A 19,852-nucleotide genomic window follows, 5' to 3' on the forward strand; every position below is an offset into this window, starting at 1 on the left:
ATGAATTCGCTTTACCTGGCCTCGGGCTCCCCGAGGCGGCGTGAACTGCTGACCCAGATCGGTGTGCCTTTCACCGTGGTCAGTGCCGCTATCGATGAAACTCCTCTTACAAGCGAATCCGCCGTTTCCTACGTCGAGCGCCTTGCGCGTGGCAAGGCGACGGCGGGTCTGGCTGTGCTCGAAAACACCTACGACGCCTGTGTGTTGGGTGCCGATACCGCCGTAATCGTCGATGGAAAAATCCTCGGTAAGCCCGTCGATCAGGCCGATGCCCTGGCCATGTTGATGGCGCTGGCGGGGCGTGAGCATGAAGTACTCACTGCCATTGCCCTCACCGATGGCCAGCGCTGCGAGACTGTTTGTGTAAGCAGTCGTGTACGGTTTCGCGAGATTTCCGTCGAGGAAGCAACCACCTACTGGCACAGTGGCGAGCCCCAGGACAAAGCGGGCGGCTATGCTATCCAAGGGTTGGGCTCGGTGTTCGTCGCAGGGCTCAATGGCAGTTATTCCGCCGTGGTAGGCCTGCCGGTGTGCGAAACCGCGCAACTGCTCGGCCAATTCGGCATACCCTGTTGGCAAAACCTTACCGCGCGCTGAACGCCGTACTCCAGCGCCCAGCCTTAAGCGATCGGTCACTATTGTGAAAACGCCTGAACGAGACCCAGCCATGAGTGAAGAGATTCTGATCAATATCACGCCGATGGAATCGCGCGTGGCGGTGGTAGAGAACGGTGTTCTGCAAGAGGTGCACGTGGAGCGCACCCAGAAGCGTGGGATCGTCGGCAATATCTACAAAGGCAAGGTGGTGCGGGTTTTGCCAGGCATGCAGGCGGCCTTCGTCGACATCGGCCTGGACCGTGCCGCGTTTATCCATGCTTCGGAAATTTCCCTGCGCGAAGGGCCAGCGGTAGAAAGCATCAGCGCCCTGGTACACGAAGGGCAGAGCCTGGTGGTGCAAGTCACCAAGGACCCCATCGGCTCCAAAGGCGCGCGCCTGACCACGCAACTGTCGATTCCGTCGCGTTACCTGGTGTACATGCCACGCACTGCCCATGTTGGCATTTCCCTGAAGATCGAAGACGAAGCCGAGCGCGAGCGCCTGAAAAAGGTGGTCAGCGACTGCGTGGCGGCCGAAGGTATCAAGGAGGCGGGCGGTTTTATCCTGCGCACTGCCGCAGAAGGCGCCGGTGCCGATGAGATCCTCATGGACATCCGCTACCTGCGGCGCCTGTGGGATCAGATCGGTGCCCAGATCAAGACCATCGGCGCGCCCAGCGTGATCTATGAAGACCTCGGCCTGGCCCTGCGCACGCTGCGCGACCTGGTCAGCCCGAAGATTGAGAAAATTCGCATCGACTCGCGGGAAACCTTCCAGCGCACCACGCAGTTTGTTGCCGAGTTGATGCCGGAAATTGCCGACCGCCTGGAACACTATCCCGGCGAGCGACCGATCTTCGACCTGTATGGCGTCGAAGACGAAATCCAGAAAGCCCTGGAACGCAAGGTGCCGCTCAAGTCCGGTGGCTACCTGGTGGTGGACCCGGCGGAAGCCATGACCACCATCGACGTCAACACCGGCGCGTTCGTCGGCCATCGCAACCTCGAAGAAACCATCTTCAAGACCAACCTCGAAGCGGCCACCGCGATCGCGCGCCAACTGCGCCTGCGTAACCTGGGCGGCATCATCATCATCGACTTCATCGACATGGAAGATGAAGAACACCAGCGCCAGGTGCTGCGTACCCTGGAGAAACAGCTGGAGCGCGACCACGCCAAGACCAACATCATTGGCATCACCGAGCTGGGCCTTGTACAGATGACGCGCAAGCGCACCCGCGAAAGCCTGGAGCAGGTGCTGTGCGAGCCGTGCAGCAGTTGCCAGGGCCGCGGTAAATTGAAGACCCCGGAAACCGTTTGCTACGAGATTTTCCGCGAAATCCTGCGAGAGGCGCGAGCCTACCAGGCCGAGGGTTACAGAGTGCTCGCCAACCAGAAAGTGGTCGACCGGCTGCTGGACGAAGAATCCGGTAACGTTGCCGAACTGGAGGGGTTTATCGGGCGCACGATACGCTTCCAGGTCGAAACCATGTATTCCCAGGAACAATACGACGTGGTGCTGCTCTGATCCCCATTCGCTTACCTTTTATGAGACAGGCAGGCTTTGATCTGCCGTCCGACTACTGCCTTGAGGGTCGCCTGACATGGAGCGTCTGATACGCTTTTTTGCCGCTTTGACCCGTTGGGGCCTGGGCCTCTGTGCCTTGCTGCTGGTATTGGCAGCAGTGTATGTGAGCCTGGGTCGAGAGTTGACGCCACTGGTGGCCGAGTACCGTGCGGAGATTGAAGCCAAGGCCCAGGCTGCGGTGGACATGCCGTTGCACATTGGCAGTCTTGAGGGCCGCTGGAGCGGCTTCGCGCCGGTATTGCGGGCCCATGATGTGATGGTAGGCGAGGGCAGCAGTGCCTTGCGCCTGGACCAGGTCGAAGTGGTGCCGGACATGTGGGCCAGCCTGATGGCCCGCGAAGTGCGTATTGCTCATCTGCAGGTCAGTGGCTTGCAGCTCAGCGTCAAGGAAGACAAGGACGGCAAATGGGCCTTGCAAGGCCTCCCTGTGCAGGACGACCAACCCGTCGACCCTGAGCAACTGCTCAAGAACATGCAAAAGGTCAAGCGCGTGTCGCTGCTCGACAGCCAAGTGACCTTGCAGCCGTTTGACCAAGCGCCTGTGACCCTGACGTATGTAGGCCTGAGCCTGCACACCGGCGTCACCCGCCAACGCCTGGATGCGCGTCTGACCCTGCCCGACGGCCAGCCCTTGGCGGTGAGCCTGCGCACGCGTATCCGCGCCAGCCAGTGGAAGGACGGCGAGGTCCAGGCTTACCTGAGCCTGCCGCAAAGCGACTGGGCCAAGTGGATTCCGGCCAAGCTGACCCAGCAATGGAAGCTCAGCCAATTCAAGGCCGGCGGTGAATTCTGGCTGACCTGGGCCAAAGGTACTGTGCAGAGCGCAGTAGTGCGCCTCAACTCGCCGCAGGTAAAAGGCAGCTACGCCGATCGCAAACCTGTGCATATCGAGAATCTGGCGCTCACCGCCTACCTGCAACGCAGCGATAGCGGTCTCAAGGTGCTGTTCGACTCGCTAGCGATGAACCTGGGGGAAACCCGCTGGGAGTCGCGCCTGCAACTTCAGCAAGCCCTGGCCACCGACAAGGATCAGGAAGTCTGGAAGCTCCAGGCCGACCGCCTGGACCTGACGCCGATCACGCCACTGCTCAATGCCCTGGCGCCGCTGCCGGAAGGTTTTGCCAAGACCATTCAGCACCTCAAGGCCACGGGCCTGCTGCGTAATGTGCTGGTGGATTTTCGCCCTCAAGACACCACCGATCAAAAAGTCAGCTTCGCCGCCAACCTCGAGCGCATCGGTTTTGATGCCTACTTTGGCGCGCCGGCCGCGCGCAACGTGTCCGGCAGCATCAGCGGTGACCTGGGGCACGGCGAGTTGCGCATGGACAGCAAGGACTTTTCCCTGCACCTCGACCCGATCTTTGCCAAGCCGTGGCAGTACATCCAGGCCAACGCACGCCTGACATGGAAGCTCGACAAGGAAGGCTTCACCCTGATCGCGCCCTACATCAAGGTGTTGGGTGAGGAGGGCAAAGTCGCTGCGGATTTCTTGATTCGCCTGCACTTTGACCACAACCAGGAAGACTATATGGACCTACGGGTCGGCATGGTCGATGGCGATGGGCGATTCACCCCCAAATACCTGCCGGCGGTGTTAAGTCCTGCGTTGGATGAGTGGCTGCGCACGGCGATTCTCAAGGGCGCGGTGGACCAGGGCTTCTTCCAGTACCAGGGTTCGCTGAACCACGACGCACTGCCGGCCTCTCGCAATATCAGTCTGTTCTTCAAGGTGCATGACGCCGAACTGGCGTTCCAGCCGGGCTGGCCGCATGTGAGCAAGGTCAATGGCGAAGTGTTTGTCGAGGAAAGCGGCGTACGCATCCTGGCCAGCAAGGGCCAGTTGCTCGACACCAAGGTCAGGGACGTCTACGTCAATATCCCCCACGCGCCGGAGGGCAAGGACAGTCATCTGTTGCTGACCGGCGGGTTTGCCGGTGGTTTGGGCGATGGTTTGAAAATCCTCCAGGAAGCGCCGATCGGCACCGCATCGACCTTTGCCGGCTGGAAGGGGGAGGGCGACCTGCAAGGCAGCCTTGACCTGGATGTGCCGTTGGCGAAGGGCACCGAGCCGAAAATCGTGGTGGACTTCAAGACGGATAAAGCGCGCCTGCAACTGGCCGAGCCGACTCTGGACCTCACTCAGCTCAAGGGCGATTTCCGCTTCGACAGCGCCAAAGGCCTCAGTGGCCAGAACATCACGGCCCAGGCGTTTGACCGGCCGATCACGGCGCAGATCGTTGCCGATGGCAAGCCGGGCAATATCAGCACGCGTGTGAATGCCAGGGGCCAGGTGACGGTCAAGCGGCTGACGGACTGGTTGAAAATCAGCCAGCCGTTGCCGGTGTCCGGCGATATTCCCTACCAACTGCAACTGACCCTCGACGGCGCCGATAGCCAACTGATGGTCAGCTCCAACCTGAAGGGTGTTGCCGTGGACCTGCCAGCACCGTTCGGCATGCCCGCCAGCCAGGGACGTGACAGTGTGTTCCGCATGACCTTGCAGGGCGCCGAGCGTCGTTATTGGTTCGACTATGGCGAGCTGGCCAACTTCACCTTTGCGGCGCCGCCGGACAAATTCAATGAAGGGCGCGGTGAGCTTTTCCTGGGTGATGGCGATGCCGTGTTGCCTGGGGCGAAGGGCTTGCGCATTCGCGGCGTGCTGTCTGAACTCGATATCGATCCCTGGAAGAAGTTGGTTGACCGCTACGCGGGCAACGATCCGGGCGGCAGCGCCAAGCAGTTGCTCAGCGGCGCTGACTTCAAGGTGGGCAAGCTGACCGGTTTCGGCACCCAGTTTGATCAGGTCAATCTACAGCTGGACCGCAAGCCTGCGGCGTGGGGCCTGCAACTCGACAGTCAGCAGGCCAAGGGCACGGTCAACCTGCCGGACGCCAAGGGCGCACCGATTGCGGTCAACCTGCAATATGTGAAGCTGCCGGCGGTGGATCCGACGGTGCAGGCTGACGAAAACGCGCCGGACCCCTTGGCGGGCATCGACCCCAAGGACATTCCGGCGCTGGATATCGGCATTGATCAACTGTTCCAAGGACCGGATCTGATAGGCGCCTGGTCGCTGAAAATCCGCCCGACAGCCAAAGGCCTGGCCTTCAATAACCTGGACCTCGGCCTCAAGGGCATGCAGCTCAAGGGCGCGGGCGGTTGGGAAGGAACGGCAGTCGACAGCAGTAGTTGGTACAAGGGTCGCCTGGATGGCAAGAATATCGGTGATGTACTCAAGGGTTGGGGTTATGCGCCCACTGTCACCAGCCAGGATTTTCACCTGGATGTCGATGGTCGCTGGCCCGGTTCGCCGGCCTATGTCGGGCCCAAGCGTTTTTCCGGCAGCCTGGATGCAGCGTTCCGCAATGGCCAGTTCGTCGAAGTGGAAGGTGGCGCCCAGGCGCTGCGGGTGTTTGGCCTGCTGAACTTCAACTCCATTGGGCGCCGTCTGCGCCTGGACTTTTCGGACTTGCTCGGCAAGGGCTTGAGCTATGACCGGGTCAAAGGGTTGCTGGCGGCGAGCAACGGCGTGTTCGTGACCCGTGAGCCGATCACCATGACCGGGCCTTCGACGAACCTGGAACTCAACGGCACCCTGGACCTGGTCGCAGACCGTGTCGACGCCAAGCTGCTGGTCACCTTGCCGGTGACCAATAACCTGCCGATCGCCGCGCTGATCGTAGGCGCGCCTGCTATCGGCGGTGCGTTGTTCCTGATCGACAAGCTGATTGGTGACCGTGTTGCGCGCTTCGCCAGTGTGCAATACAAGGTGGAAGGCCCGTGGAAGGACCCGAAAATCACCTTCGACAAGCCATTTGAAAAGCCAAACTGAGGGCCTGTGGAGTAGCATGGCCGCATGCCCTTGACGGAGAGACGGCCCATGTCCTTTGCGGTAATTCAAATGGTCAGCCAAAGCGATGTGCTGGCCAACCTGGCCCAGGCCCGGCGTCTGCTGGAGCAAGCGGCCGCGGGCGGTGCGAAGCTGGCAGTATTGCCGGAAAACTTCGCCGCCATGGGCCGCCGCGATGTGGCCGACATCGGTCGCGCCGAAGCACTGGGCGAAGGCCCGATCCTGCCGTGGTTGAAACAGACCGCCCGCGACCTCACCTTATGGATAGTGGCAGGCACTTTGCCGCTGCCGCCAAAGGACCAGCCAAACGCCAAGTCCAATGCCTGCTCATTGCTGGTCGATGATCAGGGTGAAATCGTTGCCCGTTACGACAAGTTGCACCTGTTCGATGTGGATGTCGCCGATGCCCGTGGCCGTTATCGCGAATCCGACGACTATGCTTTCGGAGGCAATGTGGTGGTGGCGGACACGCCCGTCGGCCGCTTGGGCCTGACGGTGTGTTACGACCTGCGCTTCCCTGAGCTGTACAGCGAGTTGCGCGCGGCAGGGGCTGAATTGATTACCGCGCCGTCGGCGTTTACGGCGGTGACCGGCGCGGCGCACTGGGATGTGCTGATTCGCGCACGCGCCATCGAGACCCAGTGCTACCTGCTGGCGGCCGCTCAAGGCGGTGTGCATCCGGGGCCACGGGAAACCCATGGTCATGCGGCGATTGTCGACCCCTGGGGGCGGGTGCTGGCACAACAGGATCAAGGCGAAGCGGTGTTGCTGGCCGCACGCGATAGCACTGAACAAGCGTCGATAAGGGCGCGCATGCCGGTGGTCAACCATCGGCGCTTTTTCTCGCAGGGCGCACAGCGACCTGCTTCGGAACGATGAATTTAAGGCCATACCTATGAGCGAGTTGTTGTCCTCAGTCAGTGATCACCTCCTGGCACCCGGTGGCGTGACCATCGAAAGCTTGCAAACCGTACTCGGCGACCTGGCCGGGCCGGGCATCGACGCGGCCGACCTGTATTTCCAGGGGCAGATTTCCGAGTCCTGGGCCCTGGAAGACGGCATCGTCAAGGAAGGCAGTTTCAACCTCGATCAGGGAGTGGGCGTGCGCGCGCAATCCGGTGAAAAAACCGGCTTTGCCTACAGCAACGCGATCACCTTGGAGGCCTTGGGCCTGGCGGCGCGTGCCGCGCGCTCGATCTCCCGGGCCGGGCAAAATGGCACGGTGCAGGCGTTCAGCACCCAGGACGTGGCGCAGTTGTACGCGCCGGATAACCCTCTGGAAGTGATCAGCCGGGCCGAAAAGGTCGAGCTGCTCAAGCGTATCGACGCCGCCACCCGTGCGCTGGACCCGCGTATCCAGCAGGTCACCGTGAGCATGGCCGGTGTGTGGGAGCGCATTTTGGTGGCCTCCACCGACGGCGGCCTGGCGGCGGATGTACGCCCGTTGGTGCGTTTCAATGTCAGTGTGATCGTCGAACAGAACGGTCGCCGCGAGCGCGGTGGTCATGGCGGCGGCGGGCGTACCGACTACCGTTATTTCCTCACCGACGACCGTGCCATGGGGTACGCCCGTGAAGCGTTGCGCCAGGCGCTGGTCAATCTGGAAGCCATTCCAGCGCCGGCCGGCACTTTACCGGTGGTGTTGGGTTCGGGCTGGTCCGGCGTGCTGCTGCACGAAGCGGTCGGCCATGGCCTGGAAGGTGACTTCAACCGTAAGGGCAGTTCGGCCTACAGCGGGCGCATGGGTGAAATGGTTGCGTCCAAACTCTGCACCATCGTCGATGACGGCACCCTGGCCGGTCGCCGGGGCTCGCTGAGCGTCGACGACGAAGGCACCCCGACCGAGTGCACCACCCTGATTGAAAACGGCGTGCTCAAGGGCTACATGCAAGACAAGCTCAACGCCCGCCTGATGGGCGTGGCGCGCACCGGTAACGGACGCCGTGAATCCTATGCGCACCTGCCGATGCCGCGCATGACCAACACCTACATGCTCGGTGGCGAAAGCGACCCGGCCGAGATCATCGCTTCGGTGAAGCGCGGTATCTACTGTGCCAACCTCGGTGGTGGCCAGGTGGATATCACCAGCGGCAAGTTCGTGTTCTCCACCAGCGAGGCGTACCTGATCGAAGACGGCAAGATCACCGCGCCGGTCAAAGGTGCGACGTTGATCGGTAACGGTCCGGAAGCCATGAGCAAGGTGTCGATGGTCGGTAACGACCTGTCGCTGGACAGTGGCGTAGGCACCTGCGGGAAAGACGGGCAGTCGGTACCGGTGGGTGTCGGCCAGCCAACGCTGAAGATTGATGCGATCACCGTGGGTGGCACGGGGTCGTAAGAAAGGTGGAGCTTCGGGTGGCGAAAACCGCCACCCGGGGAAGAGGATCAGCGCAGGCCGCGTTGAGTCTCGTCCAGCTCACGGATGTACTTGAAGATTTTACGGCTGGTGGCCGGCGCCTTGTTATGCGCCAGTTCGTGCTGGGCCTGACGGATCAGGGAGCGCAGTTGCTGGCGGTCCGCGTCCGGGTAGTCCACCACGAATTTCTCCAGCACCGCGTCATCGCCCGAGATCAGGCGGTCACGCCAACGTTCCAGGTTATGGAAGCGTTCGTTGTACTGGCGAGTCGAGGCATCGGTTTGATCGAGCAAGGTCAGAATGGCGTCGATGTCCTGATCGCGCATGAGTTTGCCGATAAACGAGATGTGCCGTTTACGCGCGATATTCGCGGTGTGCTTGGGCGCATCGGCCAGGGCACGACGCATTTCGTCGGTCAGTGGCAGTTTTGCAATCAAGTCTTTTTTGAGCGTTGTAAGGCGCTCGCCGAGGTCAACCAGAGCATGCAGCTCACGTTTGACCTGGGTTTTGCTTTTCTCCCCATCGAGGGAGTCGTCGTAAGAATCAACCATGGTGGCAGTCCGCAAAGAAACGCCGCCATGATAACCAGTCGGGGGCCGCTTGTCCGGCCCGGTCGCTCGATGGCCTTAACCGAAAGCAGAATTTGAGTGGAGAAAACCATGAGTGCAGCCCAAAGCGTCGGTCCGCAAGCGTTACCGGCACTGCAGGAACAAGTCGAGCAGATCCTTGCCGAGGCCAAGCGCCAGGGGGCCAGTGCCTGTGAAGTGGCGGTGTCGCTGGAGCAGGGGCTGTCGACGTCGGTGCGCCAGCGGGAAGTGGAAACCGTTGAGTTCAACCGCGACCAGGGTTTTGGTATCACCTTGTATGTCGGGCAACGCAAAGGTTCGGCCAGTACCTCGGCCAGCGGTCCGGAGGCGATTCGCGAGACGGTGGCGGCTGCGTTGGCAATCGCCAAGCACACCTCCGAGGACGAAAGCTCGGGCCTGGCCGACAAGGCGCTGATGGCCAAGGACCTGAAGGACTTCGATCTGTTTCACGCCTGGGACATCACCCCCGAACAGGCCATTGAAAAGGCGCTGATCTGCGAAGCCGCCGCGTTCGACGCCGATGCCCGCATCAAGAATGCGGATGGCACCACGTTGAGTACGCATCAAGGTTGCCGTGTGTATGGCAACAGCCATGGCTTTATCGGTGGTTATGCGTCCACCCGCCATAGCTTGAGCTGCGTGATGATCGCCGAGGCTGATGGCCAGATGCAACGCGATTACTGGTATGACGTGAACCGCCAGGGCGAGTTGCTGGCGGACCCGGTCAGTATTGGCCAGCGCGCCGCGCAGCGTGCGGCGAGCCGTCTGGGCGCACGCCCGGTACCGACCTGTGAAGTGCCGGTGCTGTTTTCGGCAGAACTGGCCGGTGGGCTGTTTGGCAGTTTCCTGGGGGCGATTTCCGGTGGCAACTTGTACCGCAAATCTTCGTTCCTGGAGGGGGCGATTGGCCAGAAGCTGTTCCCGGAATGGCTGACCATTGATGAGCGCCCGCACTTGATGCGCGCCATGGGCAGTACGTCGTTCGACGGTGATGGTTTGGCGACCTATGCCAAGCCGTTCGTCGAGAAGGGCGAGTTGGTGTCTTACGTGTTGGGCACCTACGCCGGTCGCAAGCTGGGCCTGCCAAGCACCGCAAACTCCGGTGGTGTACACAACCTGTTCGTTACCCATGGCGATGAAGACCAGGCGGCGCTGCTGCGGCGCATGGGGCGCGGCTTGCTGGTGACTGAGCTGATGGGCCATGGCCTGAACATGGTCACCGGTGATTACTCCCGCGGCGCGGCGGGTTTCTGGGTGGAAAATGGCGAGATCCAGTTTGCCGTCCAGGAAGTGACCATCGCCGGCAATATGCGCGACATGTTCAAGCAGATCGTCGCCGTGGGTAATGATCTGGAATTGCGCAGCAACATTCGCACAGGTTCGGTGTTGATAGAGCGGATGACTGTCGCCGGCAGCTAATCCCTCTAACGCGTAAGCCAAAAAGGCGCGCCATCTATCAGGTGGCGCGCCTTTTTTTGTGGGCGTTTTGCAAGCGGATCAATCTGCCGCTATTGTTTTGATTCTCAATATCATTTAATAATAAATATCATTACCGAATGAGCGTGGATCATGAGTTCTGTCCTGCATGAGGATCCTTACTTGGAGAGCTGGCGCTGGATGAGTCGCCAGATTCGCTGCGGCCTCGACCCCAACGAGCCGCGCCTGATCGAACATTACCTCAATGAGGGTCGATACCTAGCGTGCTGCACGGCGACCCATCCGTGGACGATCGCAGAAACTTCATTCCGCCTGCTGCTCGATACCGCCAGCGACATCGCGCTGCCCTGGCATTGGCGCTCCCTGTGCCTGGACCAGGCCTGGCGCCCTCTGCGCGACCTGGAAAAACTCTCCCACTGCGCCTGCCGCCTCAAGCGCTGGCAGTCCTTTGCGTGGCGATTGGCGACCTGCGAATTGCTGCCCTCCCTTTCTGTTTCTGACCTGGTGCAAGGATCTAACGATGAGTAACACCCGTATCGAACGCGACAGCATGGGCGAACTGCAAGTACCTGCCGAGGCCTTGTACGGTGCGCAAACCCAGCGCGCGGTGAACAATTTCCCGATCAGTCATCAACGCATGCCGGCGCAATTCATTCGCGCTCTGATCCTGGCCAAGGCGGCTGCCGCCAAGGTCAACGTCGACCTCAAGCAAATCAGCGAAGGGCAGGGCAAGGCCATCGTCGACGCCGCCCAAGGTTTGCTGGAAGGCGACTTCATGCCGCATTTTCCGGTGGATATCTTCCAGACTGGCTCCGGCACCAGCTCCAACATGAACGCCAACGAAGTGATTGCCACCCTGGCCACGCGCTTGCTCGGCGAGTCGGTCAACCCCAACGACCACGTGAACTGCGGCCAGAGCAGCAACGACATCATCCCGACCACGATCCACGTCAGTGCCGCGCTGGTCCTGCATGAGCAAACCCTCCCGGCCCTGCTGCACCTGGTACAGGTCATCGAGCGGAAAGCCGAAGAGGTTCACCCGTTCATCAAGACCGGCCGTACGCACCTGATGGACGCCATGCCCGTACGCATGAGCCAGGTGCTCAACGGTTGGGCGCAGCAGCTCAAGGCCAATATCGGTCACCTGCAAGATCTTCTGCCGAGCCTGCAAGCACTGGCCCAAGGTGGTACGGCAGTCGGCACCGGGATCAACGCACACCCGGAATTCGCTGCACGGTTCAGCCAGCAGTTGAGCAGCCTGACCGGCGTGAAATTCACACCCGGCAAGAACCTGTTTGCCCTGATTGGCTCGCAGGACACAGCCGTCGCAGTCTCTGGCCAGTTGAAAGCCACCGCCGTGTCGCTGATGAAAATCGCCAACGACCTGCGCTGGATGAACTCCGGCCCACTCGCCGGCCTGGGTGAAATCGAGCTGGAAGGCTTGCAGCCGGGCTCTTCGATCATGCCCGGCAAGGTCAACCCGGTAATTCCGGAAGCCACGGCAATGGTTGCCGCTCAGGTCATCGGCAATGACACGGTGATCACCGTCGCCGGTCAGTCAGGCGACTTCGAGCTGAACGTGATGCTGCCGATCATCGCGCAGAACCTGCTCAGCAGCCTGGAATTGCTGGCCAATTCCAGCCGTTTGCTGGCCGACAAGGCCATCGCCAGCTTCAAGGTCAACGAAGCCAAGCTCAAGGAAGCGCTGTCGCGCAACCCGATCCTGGTGACCGCACTCAACCCGATCATCGGTTACCAAAAGGCTGCTGAAATCGCCAAGAAGGCCTATCAACAAGGCCGTCCGGTGATTGACGTCGCCCTTGAACACACGGACTTGCCGCGCAGCCAACTGGAGATCCTGCTGGACCCGGAAAAGCTCACCGCTGGCGGTGTGTAATCACCGACCCTGCTTTGGAGGCTCACCATGGAGCACTGGAAACGCACGATCGAACGGGCCAATCGCTGCTTTATGGCGGGCGAGTTGGTTGACGCTCGCGAGGCCTATTTGCAAGCCCTGGCCCTGGCCCAAGTGTTGTTCGAACGCTGGGCGGATGCCGACGAAGCAGTGGCGGCTTGCGTCATTTCCCATCACAACCTGGCGGACCTGCACCTGCGCCTGAACCAGCCGGAGGAGAGCGCTGAGTACCTGTGCGCTATCCATCAGCGCTTGTTGCAGACCATGCAGGACTCGCGTCTGAGCCCGCAATTGCGCGAAGCGGCGTTGCGTCAGAGCAGCAAGACCTACGTCGAGCTATTGAATTTCATCAGCGATCACGGCGAGTACCCGCGCACTCATCGCCTGTTGGGTGGCGCTGCGGCGCAACCCGCCACTCCTCATTACGGAGCACATTGATATGACTTATACCCTGCCTGCATTGCCTTACGCCTATGACGCCCTGGAACCGCATATCGATGCGCAAACCATGGAAATCCACTACACCAAGCATCACCAGACCTACATCAACAACCTCAACGCCGCCGTCGAGGGCACCGAGTTCGCCGGCTGGCCGGTCGAGAAGCTGGTCTCCAGCGTGCAGCAACTGCCAGAAAAACTGCGCGCAGCGGTGATCAATCAGGGCGGTGGGCATGCCAACCACTCGCTGTTCTGGGCGGTGATGTCGCCTAAAGGCGGCGGCAAGCCCGAGGGCGTACTGGGCAAAGCCATCGACGAACAACTGGGCGGCTTCGACAGCTTCAAGGAGGCTTTCACCAAGGCCGCGTTGACCCGTTTCGGCAGCGGCTGGGCCTGGCTGAGCGTCACCCCGCAAAAGACCTTGGTGGTGGAAAGCAGCGGTAACCAGGACAGCCCGCTGATGAACGGCAACACGCCGATACTAGGTCTGGACGTGTGGGAGCACGCCTACTACCTGCTGTACCAGAACCGCCGTCCGGAATACATCAATGCCTTCTACAGTGTTATCAACTGGCCAGAAGTCGCCGCACGCTATCAGGCCGCCGTGGCCTGATATTCACCTTCATAACAAGATCTAAGGCCGACTATGGGCACTGAAACACTGGCGATCAGCAGCGGGCGGATGTTTCGTTATGCGTTTGGCTCGCTGCTGCTGTTGGCAGGTACTGCATTGCTGGTGGCCCATGGGCTGGCCTGGCTGAACCTGGAACCGCGCATTCTGCGCGCCCTGCAGGGCGGATCCATCTGCGCACTCGGCACGGCGCTCGGTGCGGTGCCGGTGCTGGTCATTCGACGGATGCCGGTGGCGTTGAGCGATACGCTGCTGGGGTTTGGGGCTGGAGTCATGCTGGCGGCGACAGCGTTTTCGCTGATCGTGCCGGGCATTGCCGCGGCTGAAGGCCTGGGCCTTTCGCCCTGGGGCGCCAGTGGTTTGATCAGTTTTGGCATCATGTTGGGTGCTTTCGGGCTGTATCTGGTGGATCGCAAGGTCTCCGGCGCCAGCCCGGAAATGCTGGTGGGCACGCCGGAAAAACCGGTGATTCCGCCGCGTATCTGGCTGTTCGTGTTTGCCATCATCGCCCACAACATCCCGGAGGGTATGGCGGTCGGCGTCTCGGCGGGCGGTGGCATGCCGGATGCCGACAGCCTGGCCATGGGCATTGCCTTGCAGGATGTGCCCGAAGGGCTGGTGATTGCGTTGGTGTTGGCCGGGGCGGGGATGTCGCGGGTCAAGGCGTTCCTGATCGGCGCGGCATCAGGTCTGGTGGAGCCGGTATTTGCTGTGCTCTGCGCCTGGTTGGTGAGCCTGGCCGAGGTGCTCTTACCGCTGGGGCTGGCCCTGGCAGCCGGCGCGATGCTGTTGGTGGTGACTCACGAAGTGATCCCCGAGTCACGACGCAATGGCCACGAAAAACTCGCCAGCCTGGGGCTGTGCATCGGGTTCTGCTTGATGATGGTGATGGATACCGCGTTGGGGTGAAGCCGTTGCGGCTTCACGCCTGTCTCAAAGGGTGAGCTTACTCACCCTCATCAAAGAAGTTATTGATCAGCGCTACCAGTGCGGCCATCGCTTCGTCTTCCTGCTCACCTTCTGTCTTCAAATGAATCTTGGTGCCCTTGCCGGCTGCCAACATCATCATCGCCATGATGCTTTTACCGTCGACCATGGACTCTGGCGTGCGACCGGCGCGGATCTGGCAGGGAAACTGCCCGGCCACGCCGACGAATTTGGCCGAGGCACGGGCGTGCAGGCCCAGTTTGTTGATGATTTCAATTTCCAGAGCGGGCATCGCGAAGGTGTTCCTTTCAGCTAAGGTCGCGGTGGCGGACCTGGACGTTCTTGAGGGTTTGTTGCAACACCTGGCCCAGGCGCTCGGTCAAGTAGACGGAGCGGTGGTGCCCGCCGGTGCAGCCGATGGCAATGGTGACATAGGCGCGGTTGCTTGCGGCAAAACGCGGTAGCCATTTGAGCAGGTAGCTGGAGATGTCCTGGAACATCTCCTCCACATCCGGTTGCGCGGCCAGGTAATCGGCCACGGGCTGATCCAGCCCCGACTGTTCACGCAGTTCCGGCTTCCAGTAAGGGTTGGGCAGGCAGCGCACATCGAACACCAGGTCGGCGTCCACTGGCATGCCGCGCTTGAACCCAAACGACTCCACCAGAAACGCCGTACCCGGCTCCGGCTGGTTCAGCAGGCGCAGCTTGATGGCATCACGCAACTGGTACAGGTTGAGGCTGGTGGTGTTGATCTTGAGGTCGGCGAGGTCAATGATCGGGCCCAGCAGCTTGGTTTCGTCTTCGATGGCTTCGGCCAGGGAGCGGTGAGGGCTGCTGAGGGGGTGACGCCGGCGGGTTTCGGAGAACCGCTTGAGCAGGGTCTCTTCATCGGCGTCCAAGTACAGCACGTCGCAATGAATGTGCTTGGCCCGTACTTCCTCGAGCAATTGCGGGAATCGCTCAAGGTGGCTGGGCAGGTTGCGGGCATCAATCGAAACGGCGACCAGGGGTTGCGCCAGTTCGGTGTGGATCAACGCGCGTTCCGCCAGTTCCGGCAGCAGGCCGGCGGGCAGGTTGTCGATGCAATAGAAACCGTTGTCCTCAAGCACATTGAGGGCGGTACTTTTACCCGAGCCGGAGCGGCCGCTGACGATGATCAAACGCATGGTTACTGCCCGTTCTGTTCATCCAGGACAACCTGATACAGCGCCTCGTTGCTGCTGGCACTGCGCAGTTTGTCACGTACTTCCTTGCGGTCGAGCATGCTGGCGATCTGCCGGAGCAGTTCCAGGTGCGCATCGGTGGCGGCTTGCGGGACCAGCAGAACGAACAGCAGGTCAACCGGGGCGCCGTCGATCGCATCGAAATCAATGGGGGCTTCCAGGTGCAGCAGGGCGCTGACGGGGGTTTCGCAGCCCTTGAGACGGCAGTGAGGAATGGCGATGCCGTTGCCAAAACCGGTGGAACCGAGTTTTTCACGGGCAATCAGCGCGTCGAAGACATCTTGCATCTCCAGATCCGGCACTTCGCGCGCGATCAGGTTGGCAATTTGTTCGAGGGCTTTCTTCTTGCTGCCGCCCGGCAAGTTCACGAGGGAACGGCCGGGGGTCAGGATGGTTTCAAGTCGGATCATGGGGGGAGGGTTAACGACCTGTACCTTGCATCAGGTGCAGATTCTTTTCCTTATGCTTTATGAGTTGGCGGTCAAGCTTGTCGTAGAGCGAGTCAATCGCCGCGTACATGTCTTCATGCTCCGCATTGGCGACCAGCTTTGCATTCGGTACGTGCAGGGTGGCCTCGATTTTCTGCTTGAGCTTATCGACCTCCATGATGACCTGCACGTTGGTGATTTTGTCAAAATGCCCTGCCAGCTTGTTCAGCTTGCTTTCGGTGTATTCACGCAGGGGTTTGGTGACTTCCAGCTGGTGTCCACTGATGTTGACTTGCATACAGCTTCTCCTTCGTTGCCAGTGCATAAAGCGGTGGGCAGGAATACCCACCACTGGAACGCTGTGGCCCGCCCGTCACATCAAACGCTTACGCTCGCTGGAAGGCGCGATCCCGAGGGACTCGCGGTACTTGGCGACGGTTCGACGGGCGACCTGAATGCCTTGTGCCTCCAGTAAACCAGCGATCTTACTGTCACTCAATGGCTTTTTCTGATTTTCCGCGGCAACCAGTTTTTTGATGATCGCGCGGATCGCCGTGGACGAGCATTCACCGCCTTCGGAGGTGCTGACGTGGCTTGAGAAAAAGTATTTCAGTTCATAAATACCCCGTGGGGTATGCATGAATTTCTGCGTGGTGACCCGGGAAATCGTCGATTCATGCATGCCCACCGCTTCGGCGATGTCATGCAGCACCAGCGGTTTCATGGCTTCGTCGCCGTACTCCAGGAAGCCGCGCTGGTGCTCGACGATCTGGGTGGCCACTTTCATCAGGGTTTCGTTGCGGCTTTGCAGGCTCTTGATGAACCAGCGCGCTTCCTGCAACTGGTTGCGCATGAAGGTGTTGTCGGCGCTGGTGTCGGCGCGACGCACGAAACCGGCATATTGCGGATTGACCCGCAGGCGTGGCACCGACTCCTGGTTCAGCTCCACCAGCCAGCGCTCGTTGTCCTTGCGCACGATCACGTCAGGCACCACGTATTCGGCTTCGCTGGACTCGATTTGCGAGCCTGGGCGCGGGTTGAGGCTCTGTACCAGCTCGATGACCTGGCGCAGGTCGTCTTCCTTGAGCTTCATGCGGCGCATCAACTGGCTGTAGTCGCGGCTGCCCAGCAGGTCGATGTAATCGGTGACCAGACGCTGGGCCTCGGCGAGCCAAGGTGTCTTGGCTGGCAGTTGGCGCAATTGCAGCAGCAGGCATTCGCTGAGAGTGCGCGCGCCGATTCCAGCAGGCTCGAACTGCTGGATGCGGTGCAGGACGGCTTCAATCTCGTCCAGCTCGATATCCAGTTCCGGGTCGAAGGCTTCAAGAATCTCTTCAAGCGTCTCGTCTAGATAACCCTGGTTGTTGATGCAATCGATCAGGGTCACGGCGATCAGACGGTCGGTGTCCGACATCGGCGCCAGGTTCAGTTGCCACAGCAAATGGCTCTGCAGGCTTTCACCGGCGGAGGTGCGGGTGGTGAAGTCCCACTCGTCATCGTCGTTGCTGGGTAGGCTGCTGGCGCTGGTCTGGTAGACGTCTTCCCAGGCCGTGTCGACAGGAAGCTCGTTGGGGATGCGTTCGTTCCATTCGCCTTCCTCGAGGTTATCCACCGTAGGGGCGGTTTCCTGATAGGAGGGTTCCTGCACGTCGGAATTGGGTTTTTGCTCGATGTTATCGGCCAGCGGGTCTGCGTTATCGAAGTCGTCGCCTTCTTCCTGGCGTTCGAGCATCGGATTGGACTCCAGGGCCTCCTGGATTTCCTGTTGCAGGTCCAAGGTCGACAATTGGAGCAGGCGGATGGCCTGTTGCAGCTGCGGTGTCATCGTCAGCTGCTGGCCCATTCTCAGGACTAGCGATGGTTTCATGGCAGGGGCTTAACACCTTATTCGCCGGCGCAATGCGCCATCCACGACAGGGCGCGTGAGCGCCAAACATAAGCAAATTATATGCCTGATGTCGGGGGCTTTGCCTAGAGCGCGGTAACAATAAAAATCCGGAGGTTTTCATTGACTCCCGCGCACCTCGGCAAACGGCCGTGACACCACGGTGTTTACAGGCGGAACTCGTGACCCAGGTACACTTCCTTGACCAGTTCGTTGGCCAGGATGGTAGCGGAATCACCTTCGGCGATCAGTTGACCATCGTTGACGATATACGCGGTTTCGCAGATATCGAGGGTCTCACGGACGTTGTGGTCAGTGATCAACACGCCAATGCCCTTGGCCTTGAGGTGGTGGATGATCTGCTTGATGTCGCCGACCGAGATCGGGTCAACGCCGGCAAACGGTTCGTCCAGCAGGATGAACTTGGGTGCCGTGGCCAGGGCGCGGGCGATTTCTACACGGCGACGCTCACCACCAGACAAGCTCATACCGAGGTTGTCGCGGATGTGGTTGATGTGGAATTCCTGCAGCAGGCTCTCCAGCTCCTTGCGACGGCCATCACGGTCGAGCTCCTTGCGGGTCTCGAGGATCGCCATGATGTTATCGGCGACCGACAGTTTGCGGAAGATTGACGCCTCCTGCGGGAGATAGCCGATACCGGCGCGCGCACGGCCGTGCATCGGCTGGTGGCTCACGTCGAGGTCGTCGATCAGGACGCGACCCTGGTCCGCCTGGACCAGGCCGACGATCATGTAGAAGCAAGTGGTCTTGCCGGCGCCGTTGGGGCCGAGCAAGCCGACGATCTGGCCGCTGTCGATCGACAAGCTGACGTCGCGCACGACCTGACGGCTTTTATAGGCCTTGGCCAGATGCTGGGCTTTCAGGGTTGCCATTACTCGGCCTTCTTCTTCGGCTGGATAACCATGTCGATGCGTGGACGAGGCGCGGTGACCTTGTTGCCATTGGCACGACCGGCGTTAGCGATCTGTTTCACGGTGTCATAGGTGATTTTCTCACCTTCCGTGGAGTTGCCATCGGGGCTGAGCACCTTGGCCTGGTCGATCAGTACGATGCGGTTTTGCTGGGCGTGGTACTGGATGGTCTTGCCATAGCCTTTCATCGGGCCCGTGTCGGTGGGCGACTGCTTCTGTTCGAAGTAAGCCAGGTTGCCTACCGAGGTCACGACATCGATATCGCCGGTCTTGGTGCGCGTAAGCGTCACGGTATTACCGGTGATTTTCATCGAACCCTGGGTGATGATCACGCCGCCGGTGTAGGTGGCAACGCCTTGCTTGTCATCCAGCTGCGCATCGTCGGCCGAGATGTGGATCGGCTGCTGGCTATCGTTCGGCAGAGCCCAGGCGCTCACGCTTCCCAGTGCTGCGCCCAGGCCGAGCAAAATAGGGAGAGTTTTAACGAGCCTCATACTGTCCTCTTACGTTCGATAGCAGGTGTATCCTGCTTTCTTTCAAATACGCTTTCATTCCCTTGCCAGTCGATACACCGCCAGCGCCGTCGATTCTAACGTCTTGCTCGGTCTGCGCATATTGCTTCTGCGGGAATACGGTCATGCGACTGCTGGTAATCACGGTCTCACGATTTTTATCGTCAGTGCGCGCAACGCGCACCGAGTCGATCAGTTCCACCTCGGTACCGTCCGGGTTGACCTCGCCACGCTTGCTGGTGACGTGCCACGGGAACTCGGTGCCGCGGTAAATATTCATGTCCGGGTTGGTCAGCAGGGTGATTTCGCTGGCCTTGACGTGCTCGACCTTGTCCGAGGTCATCTCGTACTGCACCTTGCCGTCGGGCAGGAACTGCACGCTCTTGGCATTGGTGGCGTAATAGTCGATAGCCCCCTCGTCAACCTGCGCAGCAGGCTGGTCGAGAAAGCGCTCCGGGCTGATATTCCAGTAGCCCACCGCCAGGAACAGCGCGGCGATGACCCCGAATAGCAGGAAGTTGCGAATCTTTTTGCTCAGCATAAAAC

General features: G+C 60.5%; 20 protein-coding genes. 11 read left to right on the forward strand and 9 right to left on the reverse strand.

Annotation, left to right across the window (positions count from 1 at the left end; all coding sequences use genetic code 11):
- The 5 genes from H096_RS14590 to tldD all read left to right on the forward strand — a co-directional run bounded on the left by H096_RS14590 (position 1) and on the right by tldD (position 8,373).
- The gene (locus H096_RS14590; RefSeq protein ID WP_033899337.1) at positions 1-597 is read left to right on the forward strand and encodes a Maf family protein; all 597 of its coding nucleotides are present in this window, start codon (positions 1-3) and stop codon (positions 595-597) included.
- 70 nt (positions 598-667) lie between these two features.
- On the forward strand, positions 668-2,125 hold the full coding sequence (rng, locus tag H096_RS14595) for a ribonuclease G (RefSeq protein WP_010213134.1): 1,458 nt from the start codon (positions 668-670) through the stop codon (positions 2,123-2,125).
- Between the two features lie 76 nt (positions 2,126-2,201).
- The gene (locus tag H096_RS14600; protein WP_033899339.1) at positions 2,202-6,017 is read left to right on the forward strand and encodes a YhdP family protein; all 3,816 of its coding nucleotides are present in this window, start codon (positions 2,202-2,204) and stop codon (positions 6,015-6,017) included.
- A 48-nt stretch (positions 6,018-6,065) separates the two neighbouring features.
- Entirely contained in the window at positions 6,066-6,914 is an 849-nt protein-coding gene (locus H096_RS14605) for a carbon-nitrogen hydrolase family protein (protein WP_033899341.1), read from the forward strand.
- Between the two features lie 16 nt (positions 6,915-6,930).
- Positions 6,931-8,373: a metalloprotease TldD gene (tldD, locus tag H096_RS14610; protein WP_010213129.1), complete on the forward strand. Its 1,443-nt coding sequence runs from the start codon at positions 6,931-6,933 to the stop codon at positions 8,371-8,373.
- Between the two features lie 47 nt (positions 8,374-8,420).
- Here the strand turns inward: tldD and yjgA are convergent, their stop codons facing one another.
- A complete protein-coding gene (yjgA, locus tag H096_RS14615; protein WP_033899348.1) occupies positions 8,421-8,942 on the reverse strand; it encodes a ribosome biogenesis factor YjgA in 522 nt (173 codons plus the stop codon).
- Positions 8,943-9,050: 108 nt separating this feature from the next.
- Here yjgA and pmbA point away from each other — a divergent pair, with 108 nt between their 5' ends.
- The 6 genes from pmbA to H096_RS14645 all read left to right on the forward strand — a co-directional run bounded on the left by pmbA (position 9,051) and on the right by H096_RS14645 (position 14,308).
- Positions 9,051-10,397, forward strand: a complete 1,347-nt coding sequence (pmbA, locus tag H096_RS14620) for a metalloprotease PmbA (RefSeq protein WP_033899352.1) — start codon at positions 9,051-9,053, stop codon at positions 10,395-10,397.
- Positions 10,398-10,547: 150 nt separating this feature from the next.
- Entirely contained in the window at positions 10,548-10,943 is a 396-nt protein-coding gene (locus H096_RS14625; RefSeq protein WP_033899355.1) for a hypothetical protein, read from the forward strand.
- On the forward strand, positions 10,936-12,312 hold the full coding sequence (locus tag H096_RS14630; RefSeq protein WP_033899358.1) for a class II fumarate hydratase: 1,377 nt from the start codon (positions 10,936-10,938) through the stop codon (positions 12,310-12,312). The genes H096_RS14625 and H096_RS14630 overlap by 8 nt, the downstream gene beginning before the upstream one ends.
- A gap of 27 nt (positions 12,313-12,339) precedes the next feature.
- Positions 12,340-12,768: a hypothetical protein gene (locus H096_RS14635; RefSeq protein WP_016976210.1), complete on the forward strand. Its 429-nt coding sequence runs from the start codon at positions 12,340-12,342 to the stop codon at positions 12,766-12,768.
- A gap of 1 nt (position 12,769) precedes the next feature.
- Complete coding sequence (locus H096_RS14640; RefSeq protein WP_033899365.1) at positions 12,770-13,381, forward strand: superoxide dismutase; 612 nt, start codon at positions 12,770-12,772, stop codon at positions 13,379-13,381.
- A 33-nt stretch (positions 13,382-13,414) separates the two neighbouring features.
- The gene (locus tag H096_RS14645; protein WP_016976208.1) at positions 13,415-14,308 is read left to right on the forward strand and encodes a ZIP family metal transporter; all 894 of its coding nucleotides are present in this window, start codon (positions 13,415-13,417) and stop codon (positions 14,306-14,308) included.
- Between the two features lie 37 nt (positions 14,309-14,345).
- On the opposite strand, the gene H096_RS14650 is transcribed toward H096_RS14645, so the two are convergent.
- The 8 genes from H096_RS14650 to lptC all read right to left on the reverse strand — a co-directional run bounded on the left by H096_RS14650 (position 14,346) and on the right by lptC (position 19,847).
- Positions 14,346-14,618: an HPr family phosphocarrier protein gene (locus H096_RS14650; RefSeq protein WP_016974292.1), complete on the reverse strand. Its 273-nt coding sequence runs from the start codon at positions 14,616-14,618 to the stop codon at positions 14,346-14,348.
- A gap of 16 nt (positions 14,619-14,634) precedes the next feature.
- Positions 14,635-15,492: an RNase adapter RapZ gene (gene rapZ / locus H096_RS14655; RefSeq protein ID WP_028618857.1), complete on the reverse strand. Its 858-nt coding sequence runs from the start codon at positions 15,490-15,492 to the stop codon at positions 14,635-14,637.
- A 2-nt stretch (positions 15,493-15,494) separates the two neighbouring features.
- Positions 15,495-15,959 carry a PTS IIA-like nitrogen regulatory protein PtsN gene (ptsN, locus tag H096_RS14660; protein WP_033899368.1) on the reverse strand — a complete coding sequence of 155 codons (465 nt, stop codon included), beginning with the start codon at positions 15,957-15,959 and terminating at the stop codon, positions 15,495-15,497.
- Between the two features lie 10 nt (positions 15,960-15,969).
- Complete coding sequence (gene raiA / locus H096_RS14665; RefSeq protein ID WP_003171804.1) at positions 15,970-16,275, reverse strand: ribosome-associated translation inhibitor RaiA; 306 nt, start codon at positions 16,273-16,275, stop codon at positions 15,970-15,972.
- A gap of 75 nt (positions 16,276-16,350) precedes the next feature.
- Complete coding sequence (locus H096_RS14670) at positions 16,351-17,844, reverse strand: RNA polymerase factor sigma-54 (protein ID WP_016974289.1); 1,494 nt, start codon at positions 17,842-17,844, stop codon at positions 16,351-16,353.
- 185 nt (positions 17,845-18,029) lie between these two features.
- Positions 18,030-18,755: an LPS export ABC transporter ATP-binding protein gene (gene lptB, locus H096_RS14675; protein ID WP_003171806.1), complete on the reverse strand. Its 726-nt coding sequence runs from the start codon at positions 18,753-18,755 to the stop codon at positions 18,030-18,032.
- Positions 18,755-19,288, reverse strand: a complete 534-nt coding sequence (gene lptA / locus H096_RS14680) for a lipopolysaccharide transport periplasmic protein LptA (protein WP_033899372.1) — start codon at positions 19,286-19,288, stop codon at positions 18,755-18,757. The genes lptB and lptA overlap by 1 nt, the downstream gene beginning before the upstream one ends.
- Positions 19,275-19,847 carry an LPS export ABC transporter periplasmic protein LptC gene (gene lptC, locus H096_RS14685; protein WP_033899375.1) on the reverse strand — a complete coding sequence of 191 codons (573 nt, stop codon included), beginning with the start codon at positions 19,845-19,847 and terminating at the stop codon, positions 19,275-19,277. The genes lptA and lptC overlap by 14 nt, the downstream gene beginning before the upstream one ends.
- Positions 19,848-19,852: the final 5 nt, after the last annotated feature.

The sequence above is a fragment of the Pseudomonas sp. FH1 genome, assembly GCF_000510895.2.
Lineage (GTDB): Bacteria > Pseudomonadota > Gammaproteobacteria > Pseudomonadales > Pseudomonadaceae > Aquipseudomonas > Aquipseudomonas azotoformans_A.

Coding starts and splice junctions, on each gene's coding strand:
- H096_RS14625 (WP_033899355.1), top strand. CDS start 10,548: ATGAGTTCTGTCCTGCATGAGGATCCTTACTTGGAGAGCTGGCGCTGG.
- H096_RS14600 (WP_033899339.1), top strand. CDS start 2,202: ATGGAGCGTCTGATACGCTTTTTTGCCGCTTTGACCCGTTGGGGCCTG.
- lptA (WP_033899372.1), bottom strand. CDS start 19,288: ATGAGGCTCGTTAAAACTCTCCCTATTTTGCTCGGCCTGGGCGCAGCA.
- H096_RS14605 (WP_033899341.1), top strand. CDS start 6,066: ATGTCCTTTGCGGTAATTCAAATGGTCAGCCAAAGCGATGTGCTGGCC.
- raiA (WP_003171804.1), bottom strand. CDS start 16,275: ATGCAAGTCAACATCAGTGGACACCAGCTGGAAGTCACCAAACCCCTG.
- H096_RS14590 (WP_033899337.1), top strand. CDS start 1: ATGAATTCGCTTTACCTGGCCTCGGGCTCCCCGAGGCGGCGTGAACTG.
- rapZ (WP_028618857.1), bottom strand. CDS start 15,492: ATGCGTTTGATCATCGTCAGCGGCCGCTCCGGCTCGGGTAAAAGTACC.
- pmbA (WP_033899352.1), top strand. CDS start 9,051: ATGAGTGCAGCCCAAAGCGTCGGTCCGCAAGCGTTACCGGCACTGCAG.
- yjgA (WP_033899348.1), bottom strand. CDS start 8,942: ATGGTTGATTCTTACGACGACTCCCTCGATGGGGAGAAAAGCAAAACC.
- rng (WP_010213134.1), top strand. CDS start 668: ATGAGTGAAGAGATTCTGATCAATATCACGCCGATGGAATCGCGCGTG.
- lptB (WP_003171806.1), bottom strand. CDS start 18,755: ATGGCAACCCTGAAAGCCCAGCATCTGGCCAAGGCCTATAAAAGCCGT.
- H096_RS14630 (WP_033899358.1), top strand. CDS start 10,936: ATGAGTAACACCCGTATCGAACGCGACAGCATGGGCGAACTGCAAGTA.
- H096_RS14670 (WP_016974289.1), bottom strand. CDS start 17,844: ATGAAACCATCGCTAGTCCTGAGAATGGGCCAGCAGCTGACGATGACA.
- H096_RS14640 (WP_033899365.1), top strand. CDS start 12,770: ATGACTTATACCCTGCCTGCATTGCCTTACGCCTATGACGCCCTGGAA.
- H096_RS14650 (WP_016974292.1), bottom strand. CDS start 14,618: ATGCCCGCTCTGGAAATTGAAATCATCAACAAACTGGGCCTGCACGCC.
- H096_RS14645 (WP_016976208.1), top strand. CDS start 13,415: ATGGGCACTGAAACACTGGCGATCAGCAGCGGGCGGATGTTTCGTTAT.
- ptsN (WP_033899368.1), bottom strand. CDS start 15,959: ATGATCCGACTTGAAACCATCCTGACCCCCGGCCGTTCCCTCGTGAAC.
- lptC (WP_033899375.1), bottom strand. CDS start 19,847: ATGCTGAGCAAAAAGATTCGCAACTTCCTGCTATTCGGGGTCATCGCC.
- tldD (WP_010213129.1), top strand. CDS start 6,931: ATGAGCGAGTTGTTGTCCTCAGTCAGTGATCACCTCCTGGCACCCGGT.
- H096_RS14635 (WP_016976210.1), top strand. CDS start 12,340: ATGGAGCACTGGAAACGCACGATCGAACGGGCCAATCGCTGCTTTATG.